25 protein-coding genes are annotated in these 25,878 nt (G+C 53.9%); 11 read left to right on the top strand and 14 right to left on the bottom strand.

The genetic code is table 11. The features are described 5' to 3' along the window. Positions 1-110 precede the first annotated feature (110 nt). The 3 genes from VIN76_RS05270 to VIN76_RS05260 all read right to left on the bottom strand — a co-directional run bounded on the left by VIN76_RS05270 (position 111) and on the right by VIN76_RS05260 (position 3,372). Positions 111-767: an SPOR domain-containing protein gene (locus VIN76_RS05270; RefSeq protein ID WP_332040772.1), complete on the bottom strand. Its 657-nt coding sequence runs from the start codon at positions 765-767 to the stop codon at positions 111-113. A gap of 41 nt (positions 768-808) precedes the next feature. Then, a complete protein-coding gene (gene argS / locus VIN76_RS05265; protein WP_414696289.1) occupies positions 809-2,536 on the bottom strand; it encodes an arginine--tRNA ligase in 1,728 nt (575 codons plus the stop codon). 176 nt (positions 2,537-2,712) lie between these two features. Next, on the bottom strand, positions 2,713-3,372 hold the full coding sequence (locus VIN76_RS05260) for a hypothetical protein (RefSeq protein ID WP_332040770.1): 660 nt from the start codon (positions 3,370-3,372) through the stop codon (positions 2,713-2,715). A gap of 157 nt (positions 3,373-3,529) precedes the next feature. Here VIN76_RS05260 and ispH point away from each other — a divergent pair, with 157 nt between their 5' ends. Genes ispH through rnhA form a run of 3 tightly spaced genes read left to right on the top strand, consistent with a single transcriptional unit; the run spans position 3,530 to position 5,894 of the window. Next, positions 3,530-4,489, top strand: a complete 960-nt coding sequence (gene ispH, locus VIN76_RS05255) for a 4-hydroxy-3-methylbut-2-enyl diphosphate reductase (protein WP_332040769.1) — start codon at positions 3,530-3,532, stop codon at positions 4,487-4,489. Further along, positions 4,489-5,448, top strand: coding sequence for a homoserine kinase (gene thrB, locus VIN76_RS05250; protein ID WP_332040768.1), 960 nt, complete (start codon positions 4,489-4,491; stop codon positions 5,446-5,448). The genes ispH and thrB overlap by 1 nt, the downstream gene beginning before the upstream one ends. Then, positions 5,445-5,894, top strand: coding sequence for a ribonuclease HI (rnhA, locus tag VIN76_RS05245; protein WP_332040767.1), 450 nt, complete (start codon positions 5,445-5,447; stop codon positions 5,892-5,894). The genes thrB and rnhA overlap by 4 nt, the downstream gene beginning before the upstream one ends. Positions 5,895-6,177: 283 nt before the next feature. Here rnhA and VIN76_RS05240 read toward each other — a convergent pair whose 3' ends face one another. The 3 genes from VIN76_RS05240 to VIN76_RS05230 all read right to left on the bottom strand — a co-directional run bounded on the left by VIN76_RS05240 (position 6,178) and on the right by VIN76_RS05230 (position 8,546). Then, a complete protein-coding gene (locus VIN76_RS05240) occupies positions 6,178-6,354 on the bottom strand; it encodes a YegP family protein (protein WP_332040766.1) in 177 nt (58 codons plus the stop codon). Positions 6,355-6,441: 87 nt separating this feature from the next. Further along, the gene (locus VIN76_RS05235; RefSeq protein WP_332040765.1) at positions 6,442-7,575 is read right to left on the bottom strand and encodes an FAD-binding oxidoreductase; all 1,134 of its coding nucleotides are present in this window, start codon (positions 7,573-7,575) and stop codon (positions 6,442-6,444) included. Further along, positions 7,572-8,546 carry an alpha/beta hydrolase gene (locus VIN76_RS05230; RefSeq protein WP_332040764.1) on the bottom strand — a complete coding sequence of 325 codons (975 nt, stop codon included), beginning with the start codon at positions 8,544-8,546 and terminating at the stop codon, positions 7,572-7,574. Before VIN76_RS05230 ends, VIN76_RS05235 begins: the two co-directional genes overlap by 4 nt. A gap of 61 nt (positions 8,547-8,607) precedes the next feature. On the opposite strand from VIN76_RS05230, the gene VIN76_RS05225 reads away from it, so the two are divergent. The 7 genes from VIN76_RS05225 to VIN76_RS05195 all read left to right on the top strand — a co-directional run bounded on the left by VIN76_RS05225 (position 8,608) and on the right by VIN76_RS05195 (position 15,680). Further along, positions 8,608-9,081, top strand: a complete 474-nt coding sequence (locus VIN76_RS05225; RefSeq protein ID WP_332040763.1) for an A24 family peptidase — start codon at positions 8,608-8,610, stop codon at positions 9,079-9,081. Between the two features lie 73 nt (positions 9,082-9,154). After that, positions 9,155-10,114 (top strand): Flp pilus assembly protein CpaB, encoded by a 960-nt coding sequence (cpaB, locus tag VIN76_RS05220; RefSeq protein ID WP_332040762.1) that lies wholly within the window; start codon positions 9,155-9,157, stop codon positions 10,112-10,114. After that, positions 10,114-11,736 (top strand): type II and III secretion system protein family protein, encoded by a 1,623-nt coding sequence (locus VIN76_RS05215; protein ID WP_332040761.1) that lies wholly within the window; start codon positions 10,114-10,116, stop codon positions 11,734-11,736. Before cpaB ends, VIN76_RS05215 begins: the two co-directional genes overlap by 1 nt. Positions 11,737-11,757: 21 nt before the next feature. Then, positions 11,758-12,369 (top strand): CpaD family pilus assembly protein, encoded by a 612-nt coding sequence (locus VIN76_RS05210; RefSeq protein WP_332040760.1) that lies wholly within the window; start codon positions 11,758-11,760, stop codon positions 12,367-12,369. After that, a complete protein-coding gene (locus VIN76_RS05205) occupies positions 12,366-13,655 on the top strand; it encodes a pilus assembly protein CpaE (protein ID WP_332040759.1) in 1,290 nt (429 codons plus the stop codon). Before VIN76_RS05210 ends, VIN76_RS05205 begins: the two co-directional genes overlap by 4 nt. Positions 13,656-13,701: 46 nt before the next feature. Beyond that, entirely contained in the window at positions 13,702-14,673 is a 972-nt protein-coding gene (locus VIN76_RS05200; protein ID WP_332040758.1) for a type II secretion system F family protein, read from the top strand. A gap of 17 nt (positions 14,674-14,690) precedes the next feature. Next, a complete protein-coding gene (locus VIN76_RS05195; protein ID WP_332040757.1) occupies positions 14,691-15,680 on the top strand; it encodes a type II secretion system F family protein in 990 nt (329 codons plus the stop codon). Positions 15,681-15,724: 44 nt separating this feature from the next. On the opposite strand, the gene VIN76_RS05190 is transcribed toward VIN76_RS05195, so the two are convergent. The 6 genes from VIN76_RS05190 to infA form a co-directional block, all read right to left on the bottom strand. Then, entirely contained in the window at positions 15,725-16,168 is a 444-nt protein-coding gene (locus VIN76_RS05190; protein WP_332040756.1) for a MarR family winged helix-turn-helix transcriptional regulator, read from the bottom strand. Positions 16,169-16,177: 9 nt separating this feature from the next. Then, positions 16,178-18,214 (bottom strand): TonB-dependent receptor, encoded by a 2,037-nt coding sequence (locus tag VIN76_RS05185; protein WP_332040755.1) that lies wholly within the window; start codon positions 18,212-18,214, stop codon positions 16,178-16,180. 62 nt (positions 18,215-18,276) lie between these two features. Next, positions 18,277-18,909, bottom strand: coding sequence for a maleylacetoacetate isomerase (maiA, locus tag VIN76_RS05180; protein ID WP_332040754.1), 633 nt, complete (start codon positions 18,907-18,909; stop codon positions 18,277-18,279). 47 nt (positions 18,910-18,956) lie between these two features. Next, a complete protein-coding gene (locus VIN76_RS05175) occupies positions 18,957-19,979 on the bottom strand; it encodes a ribonuclease E/G (RefSeq protein WP_332040753.1) in 1,023 nt (340 codons plus the stop codon). Next, on the bottom strand, positions 19,969-20,550 hold the full coding sequence (locus VIN76_RS05170) for a nucleoside triphosphate pyrophosphatase (RefSeq protein ID WP_332040752.1): 582 nt from the start codon (positions 20,548-20,550) through the stop codon (positions 19,969-19,971). Before VIN76_RS05170 ends, VIN76_RS05175 begins: the two co-directional genes overlap by 11 nt. 46 nt (positions 20,551-20,596) lie before the next feature. Next, positions 20,597-20,815, bottom strand: a complete 219-nt coding sequence (gene infA / locus VIN76_RS05165; RefSeq protein WP_332040751.1) for a translation initiation factor IF-1 — start codon at positions 20,813-20,815, stop codon at positions 20,597-20,599. A gap of 280 nt (positions 20,816-21,095) precedes the next feature. On the opposite strand from infA, the gene VIN76_RS05160 reads away from it, so the two are divergent. Then, entirely contained in the window at positions 21,096-23,663 is a 2,568-nt protein-coding gene (locus tag VIN76_RS05160) for a TonB-dependent receptor (RefSeq protein WP_332040750.1), read from the top strand. Between the two features lie 23 nt (positions 23,664-23,686). Here VIN76_RS05160 and VIN76_RS05155 read toward each other — a convergent pair whose 3' ends face one another. Together VIN76_RS05155 and VIN76_RS05150 are read right to left on the bottom strand one after the other, a co-directional pair. Next, positions 23,687-24,577 carry a transcriptional regulator gene (locus VIN76_RS05155; RefSeq protein ID WP_332040749.1) on the bottom strand — a complete coding sequence of 297 codons (891 nt, stop codon included), beginning with the start codon at positions 24,575-24,577 and terminating at the stop codon, positions 23,687-23,689. Continuing rightward, positions 24,574-25,791, bottom strand: a complete 1,218-nt coding sequence (locus VIN76_RS05150; protein WP_332040748.1) for a GNAT family N-acetyltransferase — start codon at positions 25,789-25,791, stop codon at positions 24,574-24,576. Before VIN76_RS05150 ends, VIN76_RS05155 begins: the two co-directional genes overlap by 4 nt. Between the last annotated feature and the right edge of the window lie 87 nt (positions 25,792-25,878).

Genomic DNA, 25,878 nt, shown 5'->3' with positions numbered 1-25,878 from the left:
ATATACATGATTATGTCATGCGGAAAATTGGCAGGCCGGTAAAGCGGAAAGCACCATTATCCACAGTGCTTCCCCCGTTTTCCTGTGATTTGCCCGAATGGGAAAGCTATTTACGGGACAACAACGATGCAGCTTTCCCCGGCTGCTTTCAGGCTGTTGCATATTTTCTTTGCCGCGGAGACATTTTGAGCCACAGCGTTGAGCCGGTAAATCGTGCTGCCTTCAACCGTGCCTTCCACAACCTTTTTGGGCAATGCGTCGATATCCGCAAAGCGGCGGGCGAAACCCGACCATGCTTTATCGGCCTGAGCGGCGGTACTGAAAGCGCCGAGCTGGATCATCGCACTGTCCGGATTAACTGGCGGCGCTGTTTCATCATTCTTGATCGGTGCTTCGACAACCGGAGCCGTGCCCAGCTTGCCGGTCGTGACCTGCCCCTGACTGGCCGCAAAGCTGGCATCGCCGTCGCCTTCAAACTCCCTCACCTGCGGGTCGCTGGGGCGTATCTTGTAATCGCCTTTTGGCGCCTCGATCAGGCTTCCGTCACCGCTCAGGCCCATGGTATTGCGGTTTTGCATCCAGTAAATACCGCCAACAATCGCGGCCAACAGGGCAAGGGCCAGAATGATGAATATTGCAATGCGAACCGGGGAATATTCCCCCTCGTCATCTTCATATATTTCGGCGGATTCCAGCCATGGCAAGCGGTCGCCATCTTCCAGATCCAGACCTTCCATACTCATGCCTGCGTTACTAACATTAGACATAATCAAACCCCGTGTTTTTTTGCCCGTGTTTTTTTCAGCGCTTACATTTTATCGGCGGCGGCAACCCCCATCAATGCAAGGCCGTTCTTAATCACCTGTCCTAAATATTTGGCTAAAAAAAGTCTCGCGGACGTTATTTCAGGATTATCGGCGATGATGATCCGCAGCTCTGGCCGGTCATTGCCCATGTTCCAGAACGCATGAAAAGCCGCCGCCAAGTCATTGAGATAAAACGCAATTCTATGTGGCTCACGGTTTATCGCTGCGGCTTCCACGATCCGCGGGAATTGCGCCGCCTGCTTGATAAGGTCGAGCTCTTCCGCGCCCAGCAGCGCAAGATGCTGCTCGGAGGGCTGGAGATTTTCTTCGGCAGCGGCCTTACGCAGCGTCGATTGAATCCGCGCATGGGCATATTGCACATAAAAGACCGGATTATCGCGCGACGCCTCTTTCACCTTGGCAACATCAAAGTCCATTTGCGCGTCGGCCTTGCGGGTTAGCATCGTGAAGCGCACAGCATCCTTGCCGACTTCATCAACCATATCGGCGATGGTGACGAAATTGCCGGAGCGTTTGGACATTTTTTCCGGCTCGCCATCGCGCAGCAACCGGACCATCTGGACCAGCTTCACGTCGAACTTCGTCTTGCCGTCGGTCAATGCCGCGACCGCAGCCTTGATCCGCTTCACGGTGCCGGAATGGTCAGCGCCCCAGATGTCGATCAGCTCATCCGCGCTTTGGGCCTTCTGGTAATGATAGGCGAGATCCCCGCCAAAATAGGTCCAGCGGCCATTGGATTTCTTGATCGGACGGTCCTGGTCATCACCAAATTTTGTCGAGCGGAACAAAGGCAGTTCCACCGGCTCCCAGTCGTCGACTGTCTTGCCCTTGGGCTGTTCCAGAACCCCGTCATAGACCAGACCACGCGCGCGCAGTTCAGCCTCTGCCACATCGGCCTTGCCCGCTTCCAGCAGCTCCGCTTCGGATGAGAACAGGTTGTGCTTAATGCCCAGCAGTTCGAGATCGGCGCGGATCATATCCATCATTCCCGCAACCGCAGCCTTGCGGAAAATCGGTAGCCATTCCTCAATCGGGGCATCGCGATACTGATCGCCATATTGCTGCGCCAGCGCCCATCCGACCGGCTTCAGATAATCACCCGGATATAGCCCCTCCGGAATCGCCAAAATCTGTTCGCCCAACGCTTCCCGATAGCGGATATGCGTGGATTCGGCGAGGATATCGACCTGCGCTCCGGCATCGTTGACATAATATTCGCGGATCACCTTGTGACCGATAAATTCCAGCAGATCGGCCAGCGCATCGCCCACAACCGCGCCCCGGCAATGCCCCATGTGCATCGGGCCGGTCGGGTTGGCGGAGACATATTCGATATTAACGGTAATGCCCTGCCCCTTGGTAGAGCGGCCATAATCCGCGCCCAGTTGCGCTATTTCCCTGAGCTCCGTGAGCAGCACTTCATCACTGACCCACAGGTTGATAAAGCCCGGCCCGGCAATTTCAGCGGCCTTTACATCGTCCAGCACCTTCAGCTTTTCGACTATCTTCTCGGCAAGATCACGCGGTTTCTGCTTCGCCGCTTTGGACAGGACCATCGCGGCATTGGTCGACAGGTCACCATGCGATGCATCGCGCGGCGGTTCCAACGTGACATTCTTGCGGTCGAGTTCGCCGGGCAATGCCCCTTCAGCGACCAACTCATCTAAAGCTTTGTCAATATGTTGTTGAAAAATATGGAACAACATCAGTTCATCCGATTCTTTATAAACATGCGATCAAAATATGAGCCGTTACAGCTCGCCGGTATCGGGGTCACCCATAACGGGCTTGCCGGAATATGAAAAGAAATTGCCGCACCAGCGCGCCCGCAAGTTCGGGCGAACATAGCGGCAATGCTCTCAATGGCCGGGTTTATCGGCCAGCTTTATCGCGTAGCATTATATTGCAACTGTTCCGGGGTAAGCTGAAACCCGACCAGAAGTTCAAAGGTTGAACGGGCCATCGCAGCGCGCACTTCCGGATCGGCCAGCGGGTCCAGGGCAGCATCCGGATCGCCCGGCTTTCTGCGCCGTGTAATCTTTTCAACAATCTCTTCGGGCAGGCGCGCAGCGGCCGCATCAATATAGGAAGCGGCCTTGGCGGAAGTCGAAGCGCGATATTCGCCGTCGGCAAAGGTCAGCGTCACTTGATTCACCCGCTTGGCGATAACAGCAGTGCCCCCGCGCACGACGGTCGAGAAATAAGGCAGCGTCACTGTGCGCGCGCCTTCGGCATTCGAGCGCAAGGCATAAACGTCAAATGACGCTTCGGTATAGATACGCGCGCCTTCGCTGTTACAGGTCGAGCGGACATTGGTGATATTGGCCACCACATCAATCGCGCTGGCATCCGTGCTATTGGCGGGATTAAACACTGTGATATCACCGGTATAGTCGGGAACAGCCACCGCCGGGCATCCTGTCCGGGTCACGTTCACCCCGACACCCGTGCTGACATCAAGCGCGCCTTCCTTGGCACAACCCGCCAGAGCCAGAACCGTTACACTCGTCAATAGCAGCTTATTGAAACGCCCGTTGAATATCATGCTTATTCCTTGCCTTTTATCCCGATTCACCCAGATATACTCTGCGTCCTTGTTCAGGGTATGAAAACCCTTATCTATGCCTTTAAGAGCGCGCAACCATCCTTAGGATGAACAGACGGGCTTTTCGCCGCCTCCGTTTTTCACTAAGGCATATTTCATGGAACAGCCAGAATCAAAAAAACCCCGTATTAGCTTGCTTGTAGCCGCTCCGCGCGGATTTTGCGCCGGCGTGGACAGGGCAATTAAAATTGTCGAGCTGGCGATCAAAAAATATGGTGCGCCGGTCTATGTTCGTCATGAAATCGTCCATAATCGCTATGTTGTCGATGAACTGAAAAACCAGGGCGCGATATTTGTCGAGGAACTGGACGAGGTTCCGGACGGCGTTCCCGTGGTGTTTTCCGCGCACGGTGTGCCAAAGGCTGTACCCCATAAAGCCGAAGAACGCGGCCTTGAATATCTTGATGCCACTTGCCCCCTGGTATCCAAAGTCCACCGGCAAGCCGAACGGCAGGTCGAGGCGGGGCGGCATATTATTTTTGTCGGCCACAATAACCATCCGGAAGTCATCGGTACCTTTGGTCAGGTTGATGAGGGCATGATGACCCTTGTCGAAACACTGGACGATGTAGCGGCGCTGGCGCCGGCTGATCCCGACATGCTTGCTTTCCTTACGCAGACCACCTTGTCCGTCGATGATACCAGAGCCATTGTCGAGGCGCTGCAAGCACGCTTTCCCAATATTGTCGGGCCAAAGGGCGAGGATATTTGCTACGCCACGTCTAACCGGCAGGATGCGGTTAAAGATATAGCGAAATCCTGCGACCTTATGCTGGTGATCGGCGCGCCCAACAGCTCCAACAGCCTGCGTCTGGTGGAAGTGGCCCAGCGTGAGGGCACAACAGGCTATCTGATCCAGCGGGCGAGCGAGATTGATTTTAACTGGATGGAAGGCGTCAAAACACTCGGCCTGACCGCCGGTGCTTCCGCCCCTGAGATATTGGTGCGCGAGGTCGTAACCCATTTGCAGGAACGATATGATGTCGAAGAACAGAAAATAGAGGCAGCCGAAGAACGTATGGTTTTCAAACTTCCCCGCGGACTAGAAGCCGCCTGATGGCTGTTTATACAAAGGTTAGTGCAGAGGAAATTGACAGGTTTCTCACCCGCTTTGACGTAGGGACGCTTGTTTCTGCAAAGGGCATTGCGGAGGGCGTGGAGAACAGCAATTACCTGATCGAAACGACGAAGGACCGTTTCATCCTGACGCTTTATGAAAAGCGTGTCGATCCCGGCGACCTGCCCTTTTTTATCGCGATGCTGGACCATCTGGCGGAAAAAAACTGCCCTGTTCCGCCGATGATTGCCGACCGCGATGGCACAAAGATCCAGCAATTATGCGGCCGCTATGCTTGTCTGATTAAATTCCTGCCCGGCATTTCTGTGAGCCTCCCCACCGCCGCGCAGGCAGAGGCAACCGGACAGGCTCTGGGCCAAATGCACCATGCGCTCAAAGATTTTCCGGGTGATCGGCCCAACAGCATGAACCATGATACATGGCGCAAGCTGGCAATTGATTGCGGCCCCGACGGGTTGGACGCGATTGCGACGGGTCTGCATGATCTGGTCGATACGGAACTTGATTATCTCGACGATCATTGGCCGGATGACTTGCCAAGGTCGGTTATCCATGCCGATCTGTTCCCTGACAATGTGTTGATGCTGGACGATCAGGTCACGGGATTGATCGACTTTTATTTCTCCTGCACCGACATTCGCGCCTATGACGTGGCGATAACCCATGCCGCATGGTGCTTTTCAGAGGACGGCGCAGAGTTTCACTCCGACATTTCTGACGCTTTGCTGCGCGGATACCAGTCGGCGTTCAACCTGAACCCGGATGCACATTCTGCATTACCCGTGCTTGCGCGCGGCGCGGCGTTGCGGTTTTTGCTGACCCGTGCTTATGACTGGATCAATACGCCCGCCGATGCGCTGGTCACGCGCAAAGACCCGGTGGCCTTTCTCAACCGCCTTCGTTTTTATCAAGCCAACCCGGACATTTTTGCAATATGAGCGACCTTTCCTTCGTTGAAATAGCCACGGACGGGGCGTGCAAGGGCAATCCGGGGCCAGGCGGCTGGGGCGCATTAATCCGCTATGGTGACAAGGAGCTGGAGATTTCCGGCGGAGAAAAGGAAACCACCAATAACCGCATGGAATTGCGTGCCGCGATAGAGGCGCTCAACATCCTCAAGCGGCCTTGCCGGGTCAAGCTGTCCATCGACAGCACCTATGTGAAGGACGGCATTACCAAATGGGTGTTCAACTGGCAGAAAAATGGCTGGCGGACAGCGGCCAGAAAGCCGGTTAAAAATGCCGACCTATGGCAGGATTTGGTCGAAGCGGTGAAACGCCACGAGATCGAATGGCACTGGGTGAAGGGTCATAATGGCGACGCCGACAATGAACGCGCCGATATATTGGCCAGCGATGCGGCGATAAAGATGGCGCTAAGTTAAAAGAAACCGGCCACAGGCGATCATAGAAAAAAGCTGTCCTACACAGTGCCTGCTATGATAGCGGAAAAGCCGTCTTTCTCAGTCTGAATAGGGTTCGGCACGCGCTTTGGCCGAAAATGTCAAACGCCTTCACCCGCGCTTACCCTCATTTTCAGGAATCGGCGCAAATATACGGTTCCTTGGTGTGAAGTTAGTGAAGTTTGAACTTGCTCGCGCTACTAAGCATGAGGCGTAAATAACGAGGCGCGCCTAATTCGCAAACGCGCCTCGACGATCTTACAGCCTAGCTATTATCTTCGATTTCAGCACCGGGGCCGTTTTTGATGATAGAATCAATCGCATTCTTGGCGCTGGCTTTGCTCGTATAGCCCTCAGAGGAGAACATGATCTCGCTATTATATTTGAAACGAACGCGAAACTCGCCTTTTTTATCTTTATAGATTTCAAATTTATGCGCCATTTTCTCACTCTCCTTTTTTGTCTTACGGACAAGTGATTTATTGCGTTTTAAACTGCTGAGAGCAATGGCAGAGATGTAAAAGCTTCTTTAGCCTGCGAAACGAACCGGATCATATAATGCCGCATCAATAGAGCGGACGGACGCTTCCCGCTCCCTATCCAGGAAAATGGATTTCGCCAGTTTCGCCGCAGCGGGGGCGGTTTGAATACCAAAGCCGCCCTGCCCCGCAAACCAGAAGAAACCGGGCTCAACCGGATCAAAACCATAGACTGGCAGGCGGTCTGGCGCAAAGCTGCGAAGCCCAGCCCATTTGCGGGTTACCGAGCGGATTTCGACATCCATGATGGACTGGAAACGGTCTATCGCCACCGCCACGTCCCACTCCTCCGGCGCGGCATCGCACGGGTCGACCGGGGTTTCATCATGCGGGCTTAACCAATAGCTGCCGCCCGCTTCGGGTTTGAAATAAAAACTGCCATCCAGCGCGACAACAAGCGGCATATCGGGTGTGGAAGGCGGGTTAGTGGATAGCTGCACCATGGTTCGCCGCATGGGTTGAATATCTATTGGCATCGCACCGGCCAGCTTGGCGACTTCGCCTGCCCATGCCCCGGCGGCATTGATTATCTTGCCCGCCCGAATGATATTCGCGCCGCTTGTTATCATCCACGCGCCTTCCGCCTGCTCAAGTTTCTCGACCGGGCTTTTGCAGGATAATGTCACGCCCTTGCGCTTGGCAGCACGTAAATAAGCCATGTGCAGGCCCGCTACATCAATATCGCAGCATTTCGGTTCATAAACCGCCTGGTCCCAGCCCGGTTTCAAATTCGGCACATTGGCTGTGATCTCGTCCAGACCCCACGGGATCATGGTGACACCGCTCCCGGCAAATTCCGCCAAAAAGTCCTGAACCAGATGCGCTTCCCCGGTGCGCGCAATATTGACGGCTCTGCGCTTTGTCAGAAAACCCGTTTCGGAAAAGGAAGAGGGCGGATCATTCAGGAAATCGAACGATGCCGTGGTGAGCGGCTGGACTTTCGGTCCGCCATAGCTCTCCGTCCAGAATGCCGCCGACCGGCCGGTGGAATGATGGCCCGGTTGATCCTCCGCCTCCAGAATGATTACCGAGCAATGTTCGGCAACTTCGGACGCGATGCTTGCCCCCGCCATTCCGGCTCCGACAATGGCGACATCATAGTTCATGTTTGGATCAATGCTCATGTATTTCGGTTTAGTGGCGGCGCTACCCTATCTAGAAATTCAAAGCTGGCCTGCAAGGCCGCATTGCGTACGTGGTCCACTTCACGGTAAATTTCATGGGCACATTCCGGCCCGAATATTTTAATCTCGGCATGGGGCATCAAATGGACAGCCCGTTCTATGGTAGCATTGTCCACCAGCTCATCAATTGCCGTAGCAAGCACGAAAACAGGCGCGTCCACGGCTTCAAGACGCTGGCGGTCCCTAAGCCTGCGCGCGGAGGAATAGGCCCGCTCTACCCAGCGCCAGCTACCCGGACCCAGCCGCACAAATGGCCGCTCCTTAAACCAGAAAAATTCATCCGAATAACGCGCCGCATCATGGGTCAAAAGCCCCTGCCTCAATACTTCCGGCTCCAGCGGTTTTTCACTCACCTTCCACGCCCGGCGCTTCGCCCGGCCAAAAGCACAGAAAAGCTTCGCAACCAGATGCGCCGCCCATTCCGGCATCCCGCCCCCTGCCGGTGCCAACATTGGCGCGGATAATATTACGGCATCGGGATGAATACGCTGCTCGGTAAGCGCCCGCGCAACAATATGGCCACCCATGCTATGGCCAATGACAATATGCGGTGCGGGATGATCCTTTTTCCACTGCCTGTAGAAAGCGGTCAGGTCGTCTACCCAGATGGAAAAATCTTCGATATGCCCGACATGTTCATGCGGCCCGCACCGCCCGGAGCCGCCCTGCCCGCGCCAATCCGGCGAAGTCACGTTCCATCCCTCAGCGTGGAAATCGTTAAAAGTCTCAAGATATTTTTCGTAAAAATCCGCCCGCCCGGTCATAAACAGAACCGAACCGCGACTATCCGCACCCGTTTGCAACCATTCAAACTGACGGATCTCCCAGCCGTCAGGAGCGTGCCAGATCAGCTCTTTGGCACCTTCGGGAACAGATCGTCGATCAAAACTAGGCGGGTTCGATCGACTCAAAAACGGGCTCCGGTTGTCATGGTTACTATTTGGTAAGGCATTTTTATTAAAGCTGTTTCCCGTGAACGGGGAACAACTCATCTACTTGCTCTGGGGCGGATTGGCAATTGCTCTGATCGTTGCGGCGATTACAGACATCAAAAGCCGTCACATTTCCAATAAGCTGAATCTGGCTATTGCGCTGGGCGCTCCGCTGTTCTGGATTGCCAGTGACATGACTTTCTGGCCCGACATGATGTGGCAAATTGCTGTGGCTGCGGTTGTGTTTACCATATTTGCAGGATTTTTTGCCCTCGGCGCGATGGGCGGCGGCGATGTCAAGCTGCTGGCTGCCATAGCGTTATGGCTGCATTGGCTCAGTTTAATCCAGTTACTGGTGGTCATGTCCGTCGCTGGCGGTGCGCTCACGCTGTTAATGATAGCCGCTAAGAAAATCCAAAAAACCAAGGGTCCAGTAAAGGTCCCATATGGAGTGGCGATATCGTTCGCGGGGCTTTGGGTAATCCACGAACGATATATTAACCATTTTACTTGAAAGAGAAAGTTCGGCCAGCGGATCGTTTCAGGATGATCGATTTCTGGGGGGCATTCAGGAGGCGTAAAACGTCATGGACAAGAAAAAACTTATATTGCTCATCGGTGCATTGGTGGTGGCTGCGGTCACGGCCTTGCTTGCCAGAAACATGTTCGCAGGCGCATCCGCGCCGCAAGTAGAAGCGAAAAAAGTAGAAGTTATGGGTCAGGAAGTTCTTGTCGCTTCACGCGCTCTACCCGTCGGCACGATCATCACCCCGGATGCTTTCAGCTTTCAGCCATGGCCGAAAGAGCTGGTGGAGGAAGCCTATTTCCTCAAAGAGGGAACGGACGTTGATTCCCTGAATGGGACAGTTGTGCGCAATGCTATCACGGCCGGCCAACCGCTCACTAAAGGTGCCATTGTCAGCCCCGGTGATCGCGGATTTCTGGCAGCGGCGCTTGGCCCCGGAATGCGCGCCATTACCATTCCTGTGTCAAGCCTGACAGGCGTTGCCGGTTTTGTATTTCCCGGCGACCGCGTCGATTTGATGCTGACACAAACGATCAAAGGCGATGGTCCTGAGCTCAAGGTGTCGGAAACTGTTATTCGCAATCTGCGGGTTCTGGCCACCGATAACCGGGTTACACAGACAAAGGACGAGGAGGGACAGACTGTTCCCAAAACGGCCAAGCTCGTGACGCTGGAAGCGACGCCGAAATTGGCCGAAAAAATTGCAGTTGCCCAGACCCTGGGAACGCTCAGCCTTTCTTTACGATCTTTGGCCGATAGCGCCACCGAGCTGGAAGAAGCAATCGCTTCCGGTGACATCAAGCTGCCTAAAACAGATGATCCTGTTGAAGAAGCAGCGCTACTCAAATCCCTTGCGGCACGCCCAAGTGCGAGAAAATCGACTTATTCAACCGGCGGTGAAGTCTCTCGCTTTGAAGCACGCACACCTCCGCCGCTTGCCAAGGAAGAAACACCCGAAGGCCCGAAAGTCCGGGTTGCTCGCGGCGATTCTGTCAGCGAAGTGAAGTTTGGAGATAAATAATGTCCATGCAATATGCAAAGTTCGGGCAATATGCGAAGTACGGAGTCTATACCGTTGCCTCTATGCTCGCTCTTGCCGGAACCATTTATGCTTCGGCACCGCTGAACGCACAGTCAGTCAATATCTCGGTACCCCAATCACAGATTTCCGTTTCTGTGGGACGTGGCAAGTTGATTACCCTGCCCTCGCCCATTGAAGATATTTTTATTGCCGATGACGATATTGCCGACGTGCAGGTTCGCTCTCCGCGGCAGGTTTATATCTATGGCAAGACGGGCGGGCAAACGAGCTTTTACGCAACCAGCGGTTCCGGAAAGGTCGTCTACTCGGCTGAAGTTTCTGTGGGTGCCGAAATATCGTCCATTGACCAAATGCTGCGCCTGGCGATGCCCGATTCCAAAATCTCTGTCAGCACGACGAATAATTTTGTCCTTTTAACCGGCACAATTGCAGATCCGGATGATGCGGAAGAAGCGGAAAATCTGGTGCAAGCTTATGTCGGGGAAGAAACTCGGGTCGTCAGCCGGTTGAAAACCGCAACACCGATGCAGGTGAATCTGAAAGTCCGTTTTGCGGAAGTCAGCCGTTCGCTGGCCAAGAACATCAACGGCAATGTTATGACCCGCGATACAACGGGCGGTTTCCAGTTCGGCGTAGCACGCGGACGGAACTTTGGCACGATCACGGACTTTGATACAAGCGGCTTCCCGACTTTGGATGCATCCAGTCTGTTTGGCCTGCCTGCCGGTTCCGTTTCATTGCCATTCAATACAACAACCGGGCAATTTGTAGGCATGGGAGGGACCGCGTTTTCCACCGAGCAGGCATCTGGCCTGGATACCATTACTGCGGCGGGCCGGTTATTTGGCCTTGATATTTCAACAGCACTGGACGTTTCCGAACGAGTGGGGCTGGCGACGACACTCGCATCACCCAATCTGACGACAATTTCCGGTGAAACCGCGACATTTCTTGCGGGCGGCCGTTTTCCCATACCTATGTCAACCGGACTGGGCGAAGTGAGCGTCACCTATCAGGACTTTGGTGTCAGCCTGTCCTATACGCCAACGGTGCTGTCCAACGGACGAATTTCGATCCGGGTCAAACCAAGCGTATCCGAACTTTCATCAAATGGTGCAGTCAGGCTGAACGGCTTTGAAATTCCGGCAATTTCTACCCGTGAAGCGGAGACAACTGTTGAACTGGGTTCCGGCGAAAGCTTCATGATCGCTGGCTTGATGCAAAACACTTACAATTCAGCCGTTGAGAAAACACCGGGACTGGGCGACGTGCCGATCCTTGGCAACCTGTTCAAATCGGACGGCTATCGGAAGAATGAAACCGAACTGATGATCGTGGTGACGCCTTATCTGGTGAAACCCGTAAATGATGAAGACATTGTTTTACCAACAGATGGGTTCAAACAGGCCAATGATTTTGAACGGGTGATCATGAACCGGCACAGTTCAGATGGCACGGGTGATAGGCCGAAGCCAAAGGTCGCGCCCCCGGTTACATCTGGCCCGGCATTAAGCAGCATGGCCCCGCCCGTTCAGGATAAAACTGCAAGACAACCGAGTAGCTCCGAAGGCGCGGCCCCCGGTTTCAGTTTCGACAAATAGTCCGTTTCAGGAGAAAACATCATGCGTTTTGTTTCTACAGCACTTGTAACAGCTCTCGGACTTTCGCTCACGGCTTGTGGCAGCACGACAGCCAATCGTACCGTTTACAGCGAACGGCAGCCGGTTGTTACCCGCTCCCATTTCGTTCTCGACGTCAATACGGAGGGTTCGGGCTCTCTTCCGGACGGAGAACTTGGCCGCCTTGCAGGATGGTTTGATGCGCTTGAGCTGGGCTATGGTGACCGGGTTGCCATTGATGATCCGGGCTATAATGCCGGTCCTTCTGCCCGCAGTGCTGTCGAAACTCTTGTCGCCCAAAAAGGATTGCTGGTTAGCGACGTTGCCCCGGTAACCGAAGGCCATGTTCCCAGCGGCACCATGCGCATCGTTGTGTCACGCTCAACCGCAGAGGTTCCTGGCTGTCCTGACTGGAGTCATCGCAGCCATACTGATTTTCAAGCACGTACAAGTGAAAATTACGGATGCGGCGTAAACAGCACACTGACCGCGATGATTGCCGATCCCGAGGATCTGGTGCGCGGCCAAGCCCGGGACGGAGAAGACCAGGCCGAGGCGTCCAAAGCCATCCGCGCCTATCGTGATAAAGCCAAACAAGCTGGAGAAATAAAATGAACGCTCCTTGGAAGCCCGGTTCAGCTAACGGACGTGATCCGTTCTCGGCTTATGTTTGCGACGAGGATACGCTGGACTTGCTCCGCCCTGTCATAGAAGAAATGGGTTGGCCGACCGACAAATGTCACAAAGGTGGACTTCGTAACGCTGTGCAATCGCTATCGGTTACAGCAAGCCCGAACATATTGATCGTCGATCTGTCCGAATCCGGTGATCCGTTGAACGATATCAATTCACTGGCCGAAGTGTGCGAACCCGGCACAGTGGTCATCGCTATGGGGCAGGTCAACGACGTGCGCCTATATCGTGATTTGATTGTCAGCGGGCTGCAGGACTATCTGTTGAAACCATTTAGCCCCGAACAATTGCGCGACGTTTTGAGCCACGCACAGGCCACGCTCAATGCTCCAAAAATGGAAGATCATGTCAGCGAGAAACCGCATGTTTCGACCGCTGTTATCGGAACCAGAGGCGGTGTTGGCGCATCGACAATCGCGACATCATTGGCATGGCTGTTAAGCAAAGAAAAAGGACGGCTGACCGCACTTCTTGATCTTGATGTCCATTTCGGAACGGGTGCGCTCTCGCTTGATCTGGAACCGGGTCGCGGTCTGACCGACGCGATCGACAATCCCAGCCGGATAGACGGCCTGTTCATAGAACGTGCCATGATAAAGGCAAATGACAAGCTGTCCCTATTGTCTGCGGAAGCCCCGATCAACTCGCCCATGATGACAGACGGCACAGCATTCTTCCAATTGCAGGAAGAATTCCGCGCCGCATTTGAATGTACCGTTATCGACTTGCCGCGCGAAATGCTGATCAGCTATCCGCATTTGTTGGCTGATGTAAACGCGACGGTGATTGTCACCGAACTGACTCTGGCCTCTGCACGCGATGCCATTCGCTTGCTGTCCTGGCTCAAATCCAACGCCGCGCAGAGCAAAGTTATCGTGGTTGCCAACAAGGTGCAGTCCGGCGGACTGGAAATCACCCGGCAGGACTTTGAAAACTCCATAGAACGCAAAATCGACATCATGATTCCGGCCGACCTGAAAACGGCTGCTCATGCTGCCAAATTGGGCCAGGCCTTTGTTGAAGCTGGTAAATCAAGCAAAGCGACAAGCAAAATCATCGCCCTATCTGAACATATACTTGGCACGGTAGAGGCGGATGACGACGATGGCGAAGCCAGTGCAAAACCCAGTCTGATGGATAAATTTGGCGGGATGAAATCGCTTTTGTCGCCAAAGAAAAAGAAAGAAAACGAGACAGCCAAATCGTGATGCAGGTTCAGCCGCTCTTTCTTTCTGATATGCGAGGATGCTCATAATGGACATGATGCAGATAGCCATTCTTGGCGGGGGGGTGTTGACGTTCCTGATTCTCATCCTGTTTGCTTTTGCCGGTCCGTCCGGGTCCGCGGCAAAGGCAAAGCGGCTGGATAAAGTACGCTTCCGCCATTCTGACAGCACCAATGCCAAGATGGAAGCGCAGATGAAAAAGGCCGTCAGCGCGCGCAAGAAAAACCATCGCCCGGCTGGCGCCAATCAATCAAGACTCGACACTCTTGCCATCCGCCTGGACCGCACAGGTCGGACATGGTCTTTACCGCAATATTTTTATGTTTGCGGCGGCTTGTTTGCGCTTGTCTTCGTTGCCCTGTTGATAAAGGGCGCGCCGCTTCTTTTGTGCCTATTCGGCGGAACAGCCATCGGCTTTGGCCTGCCTCATATGGCCGTCGGTTTTCTTATCAACAAGCGTGTGAACAAATTTACCGCCTCCTTCCCCGATGCCATTGAGCTTCTGGTTCGCGGGCTTCGCTCCGGTCTGCCCGTGACCGAGACTATTGGCGTAGTCGCGAGGGAAGTGAGCGGCCCGGTTGGTGAAGAGTTTTCCAAGGTTGTCGACCGGATCAAGATCGGCCGGACGATGGAAGATGCCCTAGGCGAAAGCGCAAAGCGGCTCGATACACCAGAGTTCAAGTTTTTCTGCATCACTCTGGCTATCCAGCGCGAAACCGGCGGTAACCTTGCCGAGACACTGGCCAATCTTGCCGATGTGCTCCGCAAACGCAGCCAGATGAAATTGAAGATCAAAGCCATGTCCTCTGAATCAAAGGCATCAGCCTATATTGTCGGCTCACTGCCGTTCATCGTTTTCGGTTTGGTTTACACGGTCAACCCCACTTATCTTGATGGGTTTTTCTCTGAAGATCGTTTGATCATAGCGGGGCTAGGCGGGTTAACATGGATGAGCATTGGCGTGTTTATCATGGCCAAAATGGTCAACTTTGAAATCTAGGGGGAAGGAGTAAGGCAATGCCCGATAGTGGTCCAACTTTACTGGGAATAGATGTTCTCTGGGTGGCGACCATCATGGCTGCTATAGCGACGCTGGCCGCTGTCTTTGCTATCTATACAGCTATAACGGTCCGCGATCCTATGGCAAAGCGTGTCAAATCGCTAAACGCACGGCGTGAACAGCTAAAGGCCGGTATCTCCGCCTCTACTACAAAAAAACGCGCAAAGCTGGTCCAGCAAAACGACGCGACCGACCGTATGCGCGGCATGTTATCGTCTCTGAAAGTCTTGCAGGATGACCAGCTGAAAGAATCCCAGCAAAAACTAGCTCAGGCCGGTATCCGGTCGAAAGACTGGGCTTATGCGGTTATTTTCAGCCGCCTGGTCCTTCCCATCATTCTAGGCGGCGGAACCGCGCTGCTTATATATGGCTTTGACTATTTTCCCGACTGGTCCCCGCTCAAAAGATTTTGTGCTTTTGCCGCTGCAACGATTATTGGCTATAAAGCCGCTGATATTTATCTGAACAACCTGATTACCAAGCGAACCGACCTCGTTCGTAAAGGCCTTCCCGATGCGATTGATCTTCTGGTGATTTGCGCGGAGGCTGGTCTGACCGTTGACAGTGCTTTTGCCCGCGTGGCAAGGGAACTTGGCGACGCCTATCCCGAGCTGGCTGATGAATTTTCACTGACCTCGATCGAATTGGGCTTTCTGACCGAGCGGCGCCAGGCTTTTGAGAATCTGGCTTATCGCGTCGCGTTGGAGCATGTCAAAGGCGTGGTCACAACGATGATCCAGACCGAAAAATACGGCACCCCGCTGGCTTCTGCGCTGCGTGTATTGTCGGCTGAATTCCGCAATGATCGCATGATGCGCGCTGAGGAAAAAGCGGCGCGTTTGCCTGCGATTATGACGGTCCCGCTGATCCTGTTCATTCTGCCAACGCTCTTTATCGTGATCCTTGGCCCCGCGGCCTGCTCGATCTCGGACTCGATGTTATCGTAAGAGCAATCAGGCGAAAAGGTTATAAGAGCGGCAGTTAAAGACGATTATTCGTTCGCGATGTCATCTGCAGACTGTTTGATTTTCGTCAGCATAGCGGACAGGCTCTGTTTCTCTTCATCGGAGAGAACCAGCATTATTTTCTGTTCCATCACTTCCGCTGCCGGCATGATCTGGTCATAAAGCTCCTCGCCGGTTTGGCTGAGCATTATATGGTGGGAACGGCCATCCGCGCTATTGGGGCTTCTGTCCAAGAGCGCCCTGTCCGCCAGAGTTTTTACGGCGCGATTAACCGTGACCTTGTCCATCAGCGTCGCTTCAACAAGCTCCCGCTGGGTTGAGACTCCCCGGCTGCCCAGAACGGCCATAACCCGCCATTCCGGGATTTTCAGGCCAAATTTATTCTTATAATCATTGGAAATCAAATCGCTCACTGCATTGGATGTAGTGGACATCTGATAGGGTAGGAAATCATCAAGTTTTCTGGCCATGGAAAATGTTTATTCAATTTTGGAGCGAATTCCAATCCAAAATGTCCTTGGATATGTTCGCTCAATAATATTACTGTTGCTAATCGCTGCCTCTACCCGCGCATCGAACAGGTTTTCAACCCGCCCTTCGACCAATAGCTGGTCATTCACTGCAAAGGCCACGCGGCCGTCAACGGTAAGCGCGTCATCCAGTCGCAAAATATTCTGGTCATCCTCATATTGGCTACTGGTATAGCGCATGGATAAAGAAGCCCCTGTTCCGTTTTCCAGATTCCAACGCAATCCAGCCGAAACATTGTGCTTAGGTATTTGCGCCGGACGTAGACCGTCAACCGCCGCGGCATCGCCGGATCCGTTCACTTTGGCATCAATATAAGCATAAGCGGCTCGAGCAGACAGATTTTGGATGAGATTCCCAAGATCAAACTCAGTATCAATTTCAATGCCTTTGGATTCAATGGAGTCAAGATTCTGGCGCTGGCTATAGGTCGCGCCAGGGGCGACAAAGCCAACACCGGGGAACATCCCGGGACCAGTGGCAAGCGTCACATTGGCAACGGCATCATCCAGTTCGTTATAAAAGGCTGTGATACCGACGGAAACGACATCGCCCTTCCAATCCAGTCCAAGTTCCGCCCCCTTCACACGTTCCGGTTCCAGCAATGCATTGGCCGCAGTCGCATCGTCGCCGACGCGAAATGGCCGGAACAATTCGTTCAATGTAGGCAAACGCCAGCCAAGATAGGCGGCCCCGCGCAATGTAAGCCTGTTTGATACATCATAGGCAAAGCCGCCGCGAGCAGTAAATTCGGTTCCGTCACGATCGGCAAATTTCTCGTCCGTCCGCACTGAACCGGGAAAAGGATCGATAAGTTCAATCTCGCGCAATAGTCCGTTATTAATGGTCCAGTGATCAAAACGCCCGCCACCTGTCAGCGTGAGCCTCTCCCTGGGCTGCACACTGGCTTCAACAAAAGCGCCATAGGTCGCGGTTGAGCCACCGGCATTGCGGCTGCGGCGCGGCGTATCATTATCGGCAAAGAAATAATTCTCTTTCGTCTCCCCTTCTGTCCGCCGCCAATCTCCGCCGATGCGAAGCTCGACATTTTCCCCGACCGGAGGGCGCACTTCAAACCGTGCGCCAATGCCGGTGGAAGGAACATCAAATTGCTCAAACACCCGGCTCACACTGTTGCGGTCATCCGCGACGCCGCCAAAGCTGACATCGAAATTGCGGATCTGGACATAGGCCAAAGCGGACCATTGCCAGTCCGAACCGCGATTTACCAACTGTATGCTGGCATCGGCGCCATCATTATGGTTCTCACTAAAAGCAAATCCGCGCTCTCGGTCATCGGTAAATGCTCGGACATTCGCCTGTAATTCGGTATCCCCGCTCAGCGGCACGGCATAACGCACGGCCACACCGGCCTGTTCATATTCCGATGGCCGATCCACCGCGCCGCGCTGATCTTTAATGATCGGAATATAACCGTCACTGCGGGCATAGTTGGCGGAGATGGTGAGCTGCCCCTGTCCCAATTTGCGGCCAAATAACAGGTCAGCCTCAACACTGTCACGGCTGCCATAAGCCGCGCCCAATTCGATCAGATTGCCGACATCCTGACTGAACAGCTCGACACTACCCGCTATCGCCCCGGACCCTTCCACACCGCTACCGCCGCCGCGCGTAATGCGGGCAGAGCCGAGCGCCAGTGCATCATAACCCGGCCATGCAACCCAGCCGCCAAACGGATCGGCTTGCGGTACGCCATCTAGCAACAAGACAGCACGAGACGATGCGTTACCGCCAAGACCGCGCAGCGTGATCCCCTGGCTGGTAGGATTGGCTGTCCGCGCATCTGATCGTCTAAATTGCTGAAGCCCCGGTATATTACGCAAGGCATTTTCAACCCGTATATCCTCATCCAGCGTAATCACGACCGTGCTATAAGCATCATCGGCTTCCGGCAGGGGCAGCCCGGTAACGGTTATGTCTGCTGGCATCGCGGCGCTGGAAAATTCCTCAGCTCCTATTTCAGCCAATGCGGGAGTGCTCACAAGACATAGGGGCGCAAGGCACACAGACGCCAAAATAGATTTTTTCATTATGCTGGTTTTACCTGTTCGGGAGCTGCGTCATGGAACGCAGCCAGTTCATTACATGCGGCATCAATCCGCGCGAGTTTGGGAAATGCCGTTAGATCGGTTTCAAACCGGCGGCCATTATACATCTGCGGGATCAGGCAGATATCCGCCAAATTAGGCGCATCACCGCCAAAAAACCCGCTATCCGGTGCCATGGCTTCCAATGCTTTAAAACCTTCGCTGACCCAATGCCGATACCAGTTATCAATCGCTTTCTGGTCCTGCCCCATTTCGTTTTTAAGATATTTCAATATCCTCAGGTTATTCACCGGGTGAATGTCCGCCGCGACCACCATCGCTTGCGCCAGTGTCTTACTCCGTTCCAACGGATCGCCCGGTATCAGCGGCGGGTCAGGATATTTTACATCAAGATAGTCGATAATCGCCAGCGATTGGGTCAGGTCATGCCCGTCTATATGCAGCATCGGGACAAACCCCTGCGGATTACGAGCGATATAATCGGGTTGTTTCGTGCTATCGTCCAGCAAACTGGTCGGGGCCACCTGATAGGCAATGCCTTTCAGCTGCAACGCTATGCGGACGCGGTAGCTTGCGGAGCTACGCCAGTAATCGAAAAGAATGATATCACTCATGCGGGGTTTGTGGAGAGAAGGCAGCTAAATTGCAAGCCAGAAGCGGACTAATGGCTACCGGAAGCAACATGGCCGCCTGTGATGGATATATTGCCGCTAGCCTCAACTGAAACGCTACGTCCGGTCCGTTTAGACAGTTCGTCCAGCCATGCCTGCCGGTGGTGCAACTTCGCTGCCACTGCGGGATGGACGTTTAGTTTCATATCCCCGCCCCCTGAGCCGCTCCGTTCCGCCAGACGTAATAGCGCCAAGGTCGCTGTCAGCACTCTGTCGGCTTGTATGATCTCCAGAACAGAAGGGCCGGTTTTCCGCGCCACGATTTGCAAAAAGCCGAAACCGTTGATCGCAGTACGCTCACAATTTCCGGCCATATGCGCGTCAAATATTCTGCATATCTCTGTCCGCTCCGCCTTTGCGGAAAGGGTCGGGAAATCTATGCCGATGGAGCCACCAATATCGAAGCGCGTCAATACCAGCGCAATATGTTTCGCCGCACGTTTTGCCAGTTCAAATGGAGGAAGCGGCCCGTCCACATCAATCACCGTCATCGCTGGTGTGAGCGAGACTAGCAACGTCCCGCCATCAAAGTCTATACGCCCCGTTTCTGCCTGTTCCATGGCTTCATTCCAGCCAAGCTCGGACATTATATCCGGTCCAAAGGCTTGAACATGGTGGATCGGCTGACCGCTCTTCTCGATATGCTCCAACAGGGTTGGTCCGGCTGCAAGCGCGCTGTCATTGGCCGCTGGCCGCGCTTTCGCCCGTTTTGATTGCCCGTCCTTTTCGTTCAAAGCCTCTCGTACAATTTCCACACGCAAAGCTGCGCCCTCGGTCAAACCTTTGGGGAGCGGCTGCAAAAGGCATTGCTCACCGCTTTCCAGCGTTACGATACCCGATTGTCCTGCAACCCATTGGCGGGTAAATTGCGCTTCAACAATGGAGCCTAGCCTTGCGCTATGCCATTCCCGTTCAATCCGAACCGCCGTCAATTCGCCCTGCTCCAGACGCAACGCCCGGTTCTCTCCGATCCCGGCTTCATAAAGCCAGCCGTTTTGGAAATCAGGCTCCATCTTGATTGAATGGATAACCCGAGGAAATAAGCAGATTACGTGTCTCATAAAGCGGCAATCCCATGATCCCGCTGAAACTGCCGCTGATCGAAATGACGAAGGCCTCGGCAATCCCCTGAATGGCATAGCCACCCGCTTTGCCCAGTCCTTCGCCGGACTTTATATAAGCATCGATCTCGCTATCCTGAAAGCGTTTGAACTTTATCGTGCTGTCGGAAAGCTTTGTGCGTGGTGTTCCATCGGCTGCGATAACGCAAATGGCCGACATGGTATGATGTCGCCGTCCGCCCATCAGTCTAAGAAAACCGCGCTGCTGCGCTTCATCTTCCGCTTTACCCAGAATCCGCCTTCCAACCGCGACAACTGTGTCGCCCGCGATCAGTATCTCGTCATCACTGCGTGGCACCGCAGCGGCCTTTTCTTGTGCCATACGCAAGACATAATCGCGCGGCAATTCACCCTTTAGCGGGGTTTCATCAATTTCGGGGGACGCAATCCGGTCAGGCTTCACCCCCAACCGGCCAAGCAGTTCCAGCCGGCGCGGGCTGGACGAGGCTAGGACGAGTTTCATCTCTTTCGCAGCCCGGATCAAGTTCGAGGCAACGAACGATGGCCCGTCACTTGAACCTGTAAGTAATACGACCTTTGGTCAGGTCATAGGGTGTAAGCTCAACGAGCACTTCATCACCGACCAGTACACGGATACGGTTTTTACGCATCTTTCCTGCAGTATGGCCAAGCACTTCATGACCATTTTCCAGTTCGATCCGGAACATCGCGTTGGGGAGCAGTTCGCGAACCATCCCCTTCATTTCCAATAATTCTTCTTTTGCCATCCGGCTTTACTTCATCCCTATTGATTCGTGGCTCTTTCCACGTGTTGCGCTGCGCCATAGCGATAAATTGTGCAAAAGGGAAGAAATTGCTGTGTTCCCTCAACAAGGGCGGTAATAGCGGCTTAATAGTAGTATCTAATCACCCCGATCGTAAACTGGACCCAAATTCGCACCAAATCGGTATTGCGACAATTTATTACAAACATTGAATTGATAAAAATAGACTTGAACGGCATCCCAAGCCTGTTCCCCGGTATCCAATTTTTTTAGAGCAATAATAATGACAAAACACCTCCCCCCTGTTTTAAACCCGCATTTTCTGGGCGCCAGTATATTGGTTCTCTCCTTTATGGCTGTCGCTGCCACCCCCGTTTATGCTCAAGTGGATGACGAGCCTTATGACAACGACGATATTATCGTCATAGCCGAACGTCCACGCGGGTCCGTGATTACAGACGTTCCGCCTGTTATCGAGCTGAATGCAGAGGATATTGCCAGCTATGGCGTGTCCTCTGTTTCCGATCTTCTGGATGAATTAAGCAGTGAGACCAGCTCCAGCCGCGGGCGCGGCAGCGGGCGGCCCATTGTTCTGATTAACGGTCAACGCACATCGGGCTTTCGAGAAATACGCGACCTGCCATCCGAAGCGATTAAGAATATTCAGGTTTTCCCCGAAGAACTGGCCCTTCAATATGGCTATCGTCCGGACCAAAGGGTTATCAACTTCATTTTGAAGGATGATTATACCGGCTTTAGCGCAGAGGCCGAATATGGTGTCCCCACTCAAGGCGGCCAAGGTGTGGCAGAGCTGGAATCTACCATCACCCGGATCAGCAAAAACAGCCGTCTTAACATCAATGTCGAATATCAGAACAAAACCGCCATTACCGAAGCAGAGCGCGACATCATTCAGGATCCTGCAGGCGAAGCGGTTGGCTTAGGCCATTTCCGTACCCTTAGCGATCCATCGGATGATATAGAGATTAACGCAAGCTACAGCCACAATTTGGGGGATGGCATCACATTGTCGGCCAATGGTGGTTATAATTTTAGCAAATCTCGCGGCCTATCCGGGCTACCCGGCGGTACAATAGATATCCCGGCCGGCAGTCCGTTTGCGATCTCCCCGGATGACGAAAGTCTGTTTCGCTATTTCACCCAATTTGATCCGCTTCGCAGAACGGTTGAGACAAATACTTTACAGGGCGGAGCCGCGCTGAACGGTAGTCTGTCCGGTTGGCAATGGTCTCTAACAGCGGATTATACCCGTGAGCAGGTTAATACGGCTACTGATAATTCCGGCGACCTCAGCGCTCTTCAGGCGGCAGTGAATAATGGCACGGCCGACCCGTTTGCCAGCGATTTCGGGCCGCTCCTTTCCCCCCCAGTCACTGACTATGCGCGGTCGGTTAGCAATAGCATCAATACTCTTGCAACCATATCCGGAACGCCGCTTTACTTGCCTTCCGGGGCTGTCTCAACAACCTTCCGCGCAGGTTACAAACGGCAGGATCTGAACAGCCGTGATATAACCGAAGGCGTTACGACCCTAACTAATCTGGGACGGGATAATTTTAACGCCGGTTTCAATATCGACATCCCGCTCGCCAAAGAGAATATTGACGTGGTGGAAGCTATTGGAGAACTCTCCATCAACGGTAATCTGGGCTATAGTGAACTTTCGGATTTCGGCGGTTTGCTCGAATATGGATTTGGATTGAACTGGGAACCGATAGACGGACTGAACTTTACGGCCTCTGCCATCGGTGAAGAAGCCGCGCCTTCCATACAACAGCTTGGCAACCCGGTCATTGTTACGCCCAATGTAAACATTTTTGATTTTGCCACAGGCGAAACCGTGCTCGCCAGTATCACCACCGGCGGCAATCTTGCGCTGCCTGCTGAAAAACGGCGGGATATCAAGCTGGCGGTGAATTACGAGCCGGAATGGTTCAAGGACATGAGGTTTATCGCTGAATATGTCCGCAATAACAGCAAGAATGTCGCGTCCGGTTTTCCGTTGCTGACTCCTGAAATCGAGGCCGCTTTCCCGGATCGTGTGACGCGCGATAATACGGGCCGGTTGATCGCCATTGACCAGCGCCCGGTCAGTTACAGCAATGTGCGTAGCGAGAGCATTCGCTATGGTTTGCAATTCTCCAAACGTTTTGGTCAGCGCCAGGAAAGCGGAAATGCAAGCAGGGGATCACCGCGCAGTGCGGCGCCGTCTGGTGGGGCAAAAGCGCCAAATGGACAAAATGGAGAAGCGACTGCCACTTCGCAAACTCCGCCACAGTCGCAAGCTGGCGAACAGGGCGGCAAGAGAGCTGCCCCCGACGGTCGTGGCCCCGGTGCTGGCGGCCCGCGCGGCGGTCATTGGAGACTATCGGCCTATCACACCGTTCATCTGGAAGAGAGCGTTCTGATCCGTCCGGGTGTCGAGGAACTGGATCTGCTTAATGGCTCGGCCATTGGTTCGACAGGCGGTAAGCCGCGCCATAAATTTGAGCTGAACGGCGGCTGGTTCAAAGATGGTCTGGGCTTCCGGCTTCAGGGTCAACATGAAACCGCAACCCGCGTCAATGGCGGCCTGACAGGCTCTGACCTGCGCTTTTCAGATCTGACGACGCTTAATCTGCGAGTGTTCATGAACCTCGATGATCGCGGCGATCTGACAGAAAAAATCACGTTCCTGAAAGGCGGCAGGCTGTCGTTCAGGATAGACAATATCTTCAATGATATTCAGGATGTCCGGGATAATAGCGGCATTGTCCCGCTACGCTATCAGACCGGCCTGATCGATCCGATCGGCCGATATGTCGAACTGAGCTTTCGCAAACGGTTTTAATGACAAGGAAGCAGGTAGCACCCTCACTTCACCAGCGATAATTTCCGCATAATCCGCCAGCATGTTGCCTTCACCTTATTCTGTTTCGGGAACCGGCCCGGCATTGCCGGGTTCAGCCCCCATTCTCGCAACATGTGGTTGAATGCATGGGCATCCGCCTCGGCAAAGCTCCAGTCCGATCGCCAGGTTATCGAAAGGGATATGCTGGGCTCCGGCCCGTTTTTCACAAAATGCGGCGCCATGACAGGCACGAAGATTGCTTTTCCGGGCGTCAGGTGAAAGGCCGTCCCTTTCTCTGCAAATCCGTCTTGCCACACCAAATTGCGCGGTCCGCCGGTGTGATAAGCCTCGTGCGCCGTCGCCGGAGCATATAGGCTATCTCCGGCGGGAAAGACTGTCATCGTCTTTTCGCCGCGCAGTTGCAGCAATATATTATGTTCCGGATCGAAATGATAAGGCGTCATCGCACCGGGTGAGGAAACAAAGATAAAGCCTTGCGGCTTCAGCATCTTGCCGGTCTTCTTTTCCAGAACGGGTTGGATTTCCGCGAGCAAGGATAGCAGTAACGCCTCATATTCCGGCACCTGCTCGATATTCTTGAGCACGGCCCAGCTTGCCGAACTCTCGATATTCAAGATCGTATCGGCAATCGACAATCCATTGTCCGGCACGTCTTCGGGGGCAATCCCGACAGGCAGGTCGCCGGGATTATATTCGACGCTGGCATCTGGCAATGCACTTCCCAGCTTCGCCAACGCACCCAGCGTTAACAGATCATTGGCCGCCATATCATGGTCCAGTAACTGCGGCTGTTCTGGATAGCAGGCCGCAAATTTCCGCCGAATATTTTCATCAAAAACCGGCTGAGTAGAAACTGGCGGCTTAAACTTATCCTGTCCGGAAATATGGTTCATGTCTGTTCCTGCATAATATCTATAATCTCGCGCCGCTTGATACGGGCCATCAGGTCTTCACCAAGCCGTAATGTGCGAAACAAAGCGGTGCGCGACATTCCCTTAAGCTCGATGGAAAAGCGCCCGATATGGCGGCGGCCGGACCAAAGACCGTCGATCATCGGATGATCCTGCGCCGCGCAGCTATCCATCCAGTCTATATCCGGCTGACTAAGGATTTTGAGGTTTTCGAGCTGCAACAGGACACCGGGCGAAAAGCGGGAATAGGCATCGTCAAATGCGGTCTTGAACGAAAAGCTGCCCGGCGGTGAAAGGAAATTGACCAGCATTGCCAGCGGCTTTCCATCCAGCCGCAAGTCATGCCGTTCAAGTTGCCCACAAGCCGCCGCACCTGCCAGCGCTTCGCGAAAAAAACTGCTTGTATCGCCCGAACAATCAAGCGCGGAGCCCTCCTGCCCTTTCCAGCTCTCCCGCTCCAGCTTCAGGAACTCGTCAATCCACAGGGTCAGCCCGGTACTGTCCCGATGACAGGAATATTTGACCTCACCTATCTCGCTCAATCGCTTGGCCTGACGACGCAGTTCCTTGCGCTTTTTGGACCGGACCGTTTCTGCAAAATATGCTTCGGCGTCCAAGTCGCTTTCCAGCAAGGCCCGAGCAACGCTATGGACCAGATCGCAGCGCCGTTTTTGGCGAGCGCATACGGACCGCAAAGCCCGGTCCAGCGAACCGCCAACCGTCAACCCCCTGATATGCAAGAAGCCCGGCCATTTTTTTGCATCCAGCGTGTTTAACAGCGCTGTCCAGAACTGGTTTTCAAATCCGCTCCGCACCAATGGCGTTCCCAGAAAACTATTATGGTGCCCCCAGTTTTGCACAAACGGAACAGGCCAGCGGCCCAATTGCCAGGTCGGCCCCACCGGCAGCAATCCCAGCAAATCCGATTTGCATGGCGCACCGGCCCAGAACAGGAAAAGGCACAGTTCGGGATGGACGGAAAAATGCTTCAACGCAGGACCAAGCATCCAGTGCTCGTAAAATATGTTCGGTTCCGAAGCATTACGCGCCAGTTTTTGCCATGCGGACAGCAATTCGCTGTCTATTGCGGCGATTGGCAATATTTGGGCACAGGAAGAACTGTTCAGGCACAGCCGGTCCCCGGTTTCATAGAAAACCGTGGCATGTTTTTGGGGTTGTAACCCGCCTGCATCCATGTAGCGCGTCCTGTCTGTTTGGCGGGGCTACTAGCAAGAATAGGGTAATAACCGATTAACGGCCGCGCACTTCAACGCGCAAAGAAA

This window comes from Parasphingorhabdus sp. (genome assembly GCF_036568145.1).
In the GTDB taxonomy this organism is placed as follows: domain Bacteria; phylum Pseudomonadota; class Alphaproteobacteria; order Sphingomonadales; family Sphingomonadaceae; genus Parasphingorhabdus.
Note: the sequence above shows the minus strand (reverse complement) of the source record. Positions and strands in the feature narration are given on the sequence as shown.

Excerpts from the sequence above, each read along its gene's own strand:
- VIN76_RS05190 (WP_332040756.1), bottom strand. The coding sequence starts at position 16,168 with ATGGCCAGAAAACTTGATGATTTCCTACCCTATCAGATGTCCACTACA.
- rnhA (WP_332040767.1), top strand. The coding sequence starts at position 5,445 with ATGAGCGACCTTTCCTTCGTTGAAATAGCCACGGACGGGGCGTGCAAG.
- VIN76_RS05205 (WP_332040759.1), top strand. The coding sequence starts at position 12,366 with ATGAACGCTCCTTGGAAGCCCGGTTCAGCTAACGGACGTGATCCGTTC.
- VIN76_RS05155 (WP_332040749.1), bottom strand. The coding sequence starts at position 24,577 with ATGAACCATATTTCCGGACAGGATAAGTTTAAGCCGCCAGTTTCTACT.
- VIN76_RS05235 (WP_332040765.1), bottom strand. The coding sequence starts at position 7,575 with ATGAGCATTGATCCAAACATGAACTATGATGTCGCCATTGTCGGAGCC.
- thrB (WP_332040768.1), top strand. The coding sequence starts at position 4,489 with ATGGCTGTTTATACAAAGGTTAGTGCAGAGGAAATTGACAGGTTTCTC.
- VIN76_RS05240 (WP_332040766.1), bottom strand. The coding sequence starts at position 6,354 with ATGGCGCATAAATTTGAAATCTATAAAGATAAAAAAGGCGAGTTTCGC.
- infA (WP_332040751.1), bottom strand. The coding sequence starts at position 20,815 with ATGGCAAAAGAAGAATTATTGGAAATGAAGGGGATGGTTCGCGAACTG.
- cpaB (WP_332040762.1), top strand. The coding sequence starts at position 9,155 with ATGGACAAGAAAAAACTTATATTGCTCATCGGTGCATTGGTGGTGGCT.
- VIN76_RS05170 (WP_332040752.1), bottom strand. The coding sequence starts at position 20,550 with ATGAAACTCGTCCTAGCCTCGTCCAGCCCGCGCCGGCTGGAACTGCTT.
- VIN76_RS05150 (WP_332040748.1), bottom strand. The coding sequence starts at position 25,791 with ATGGATGCAGGCGGGTTACAACCCCAAAAACATGCCACGGTTTTCTAT.
- VIN76_RS05160 (WP_332040750.1), top strand. The coding sequence starts at position 21,096 with ATGACAAAACACCTCCCCCCTGTTTTAAACCCGCATTTTCTGGGCGCC.
- VIN76_RS05200 (WP_332040758.1), top strand. The coding sequence starts at position 13,702 with ATGGACATGATGCAGATAGCCATTCTTGGCGGGGGGGTGTTGACGTTC.
- VIN76_RS05215 (WP_332040761.1), top strand. The coding sequence starts at position 10,114 with ATGTCCATGCAATATGCAAAGTTCGGGCAATATGCGAAGTACGGAGTC.
- maiA (WP_332040754.1), bottom strand. The coding sequence starts at position 18,909 with ATGAGTGATATCATTCTTTTCGATTACTGGCGTAGCTCCGCAAGCTAC.
- VIN76_RS05260 (WP_332040770.1), bottom strand. The coding sequence starts at position 3,372 with ATGATATTCAACGGGCGTTTCAATAAGCTGCTATTGACGAGTGTAACG.
- VIN76_RS05195 (WP_332040757.1), top strand. The coding sequence starts at position 14,691 with ATGCCCGATAGTGGTCCAACTTTACTGGGAATAGATGTTCTCTGGGTG.
- VIN76_RS05210 (WP_332040760.1), top strand. The coding sequence starts at position 11,758 with ATGCGTTTTGTTTCTACAGCACTTGTAACAGCTCTCGGACTTTCGCTC.
- VIN76_RS05175 (WP_332040753.1), bottom strand. The coding sequence starts at position 19,979 with ATGGAGCCTGATTTCCAAAACGGCTGGCTTTATGAAGCCGGGATCGGA.
- VIN76_RS05270 (WP_332040772.1), bottom strand. The coding sequence starts at position 767 with ATGTCTAATGTTAGTAACGCAGGCATGAGTATGGAAGGTCTGGATCTG.
- ispH (WP_332040769.1), top strand. The coding sequence starts at position 3,530 with ATGGAACAGCCAGAATCAAAAAAACCCCGTATTAGCTTGCTTGTAGCC.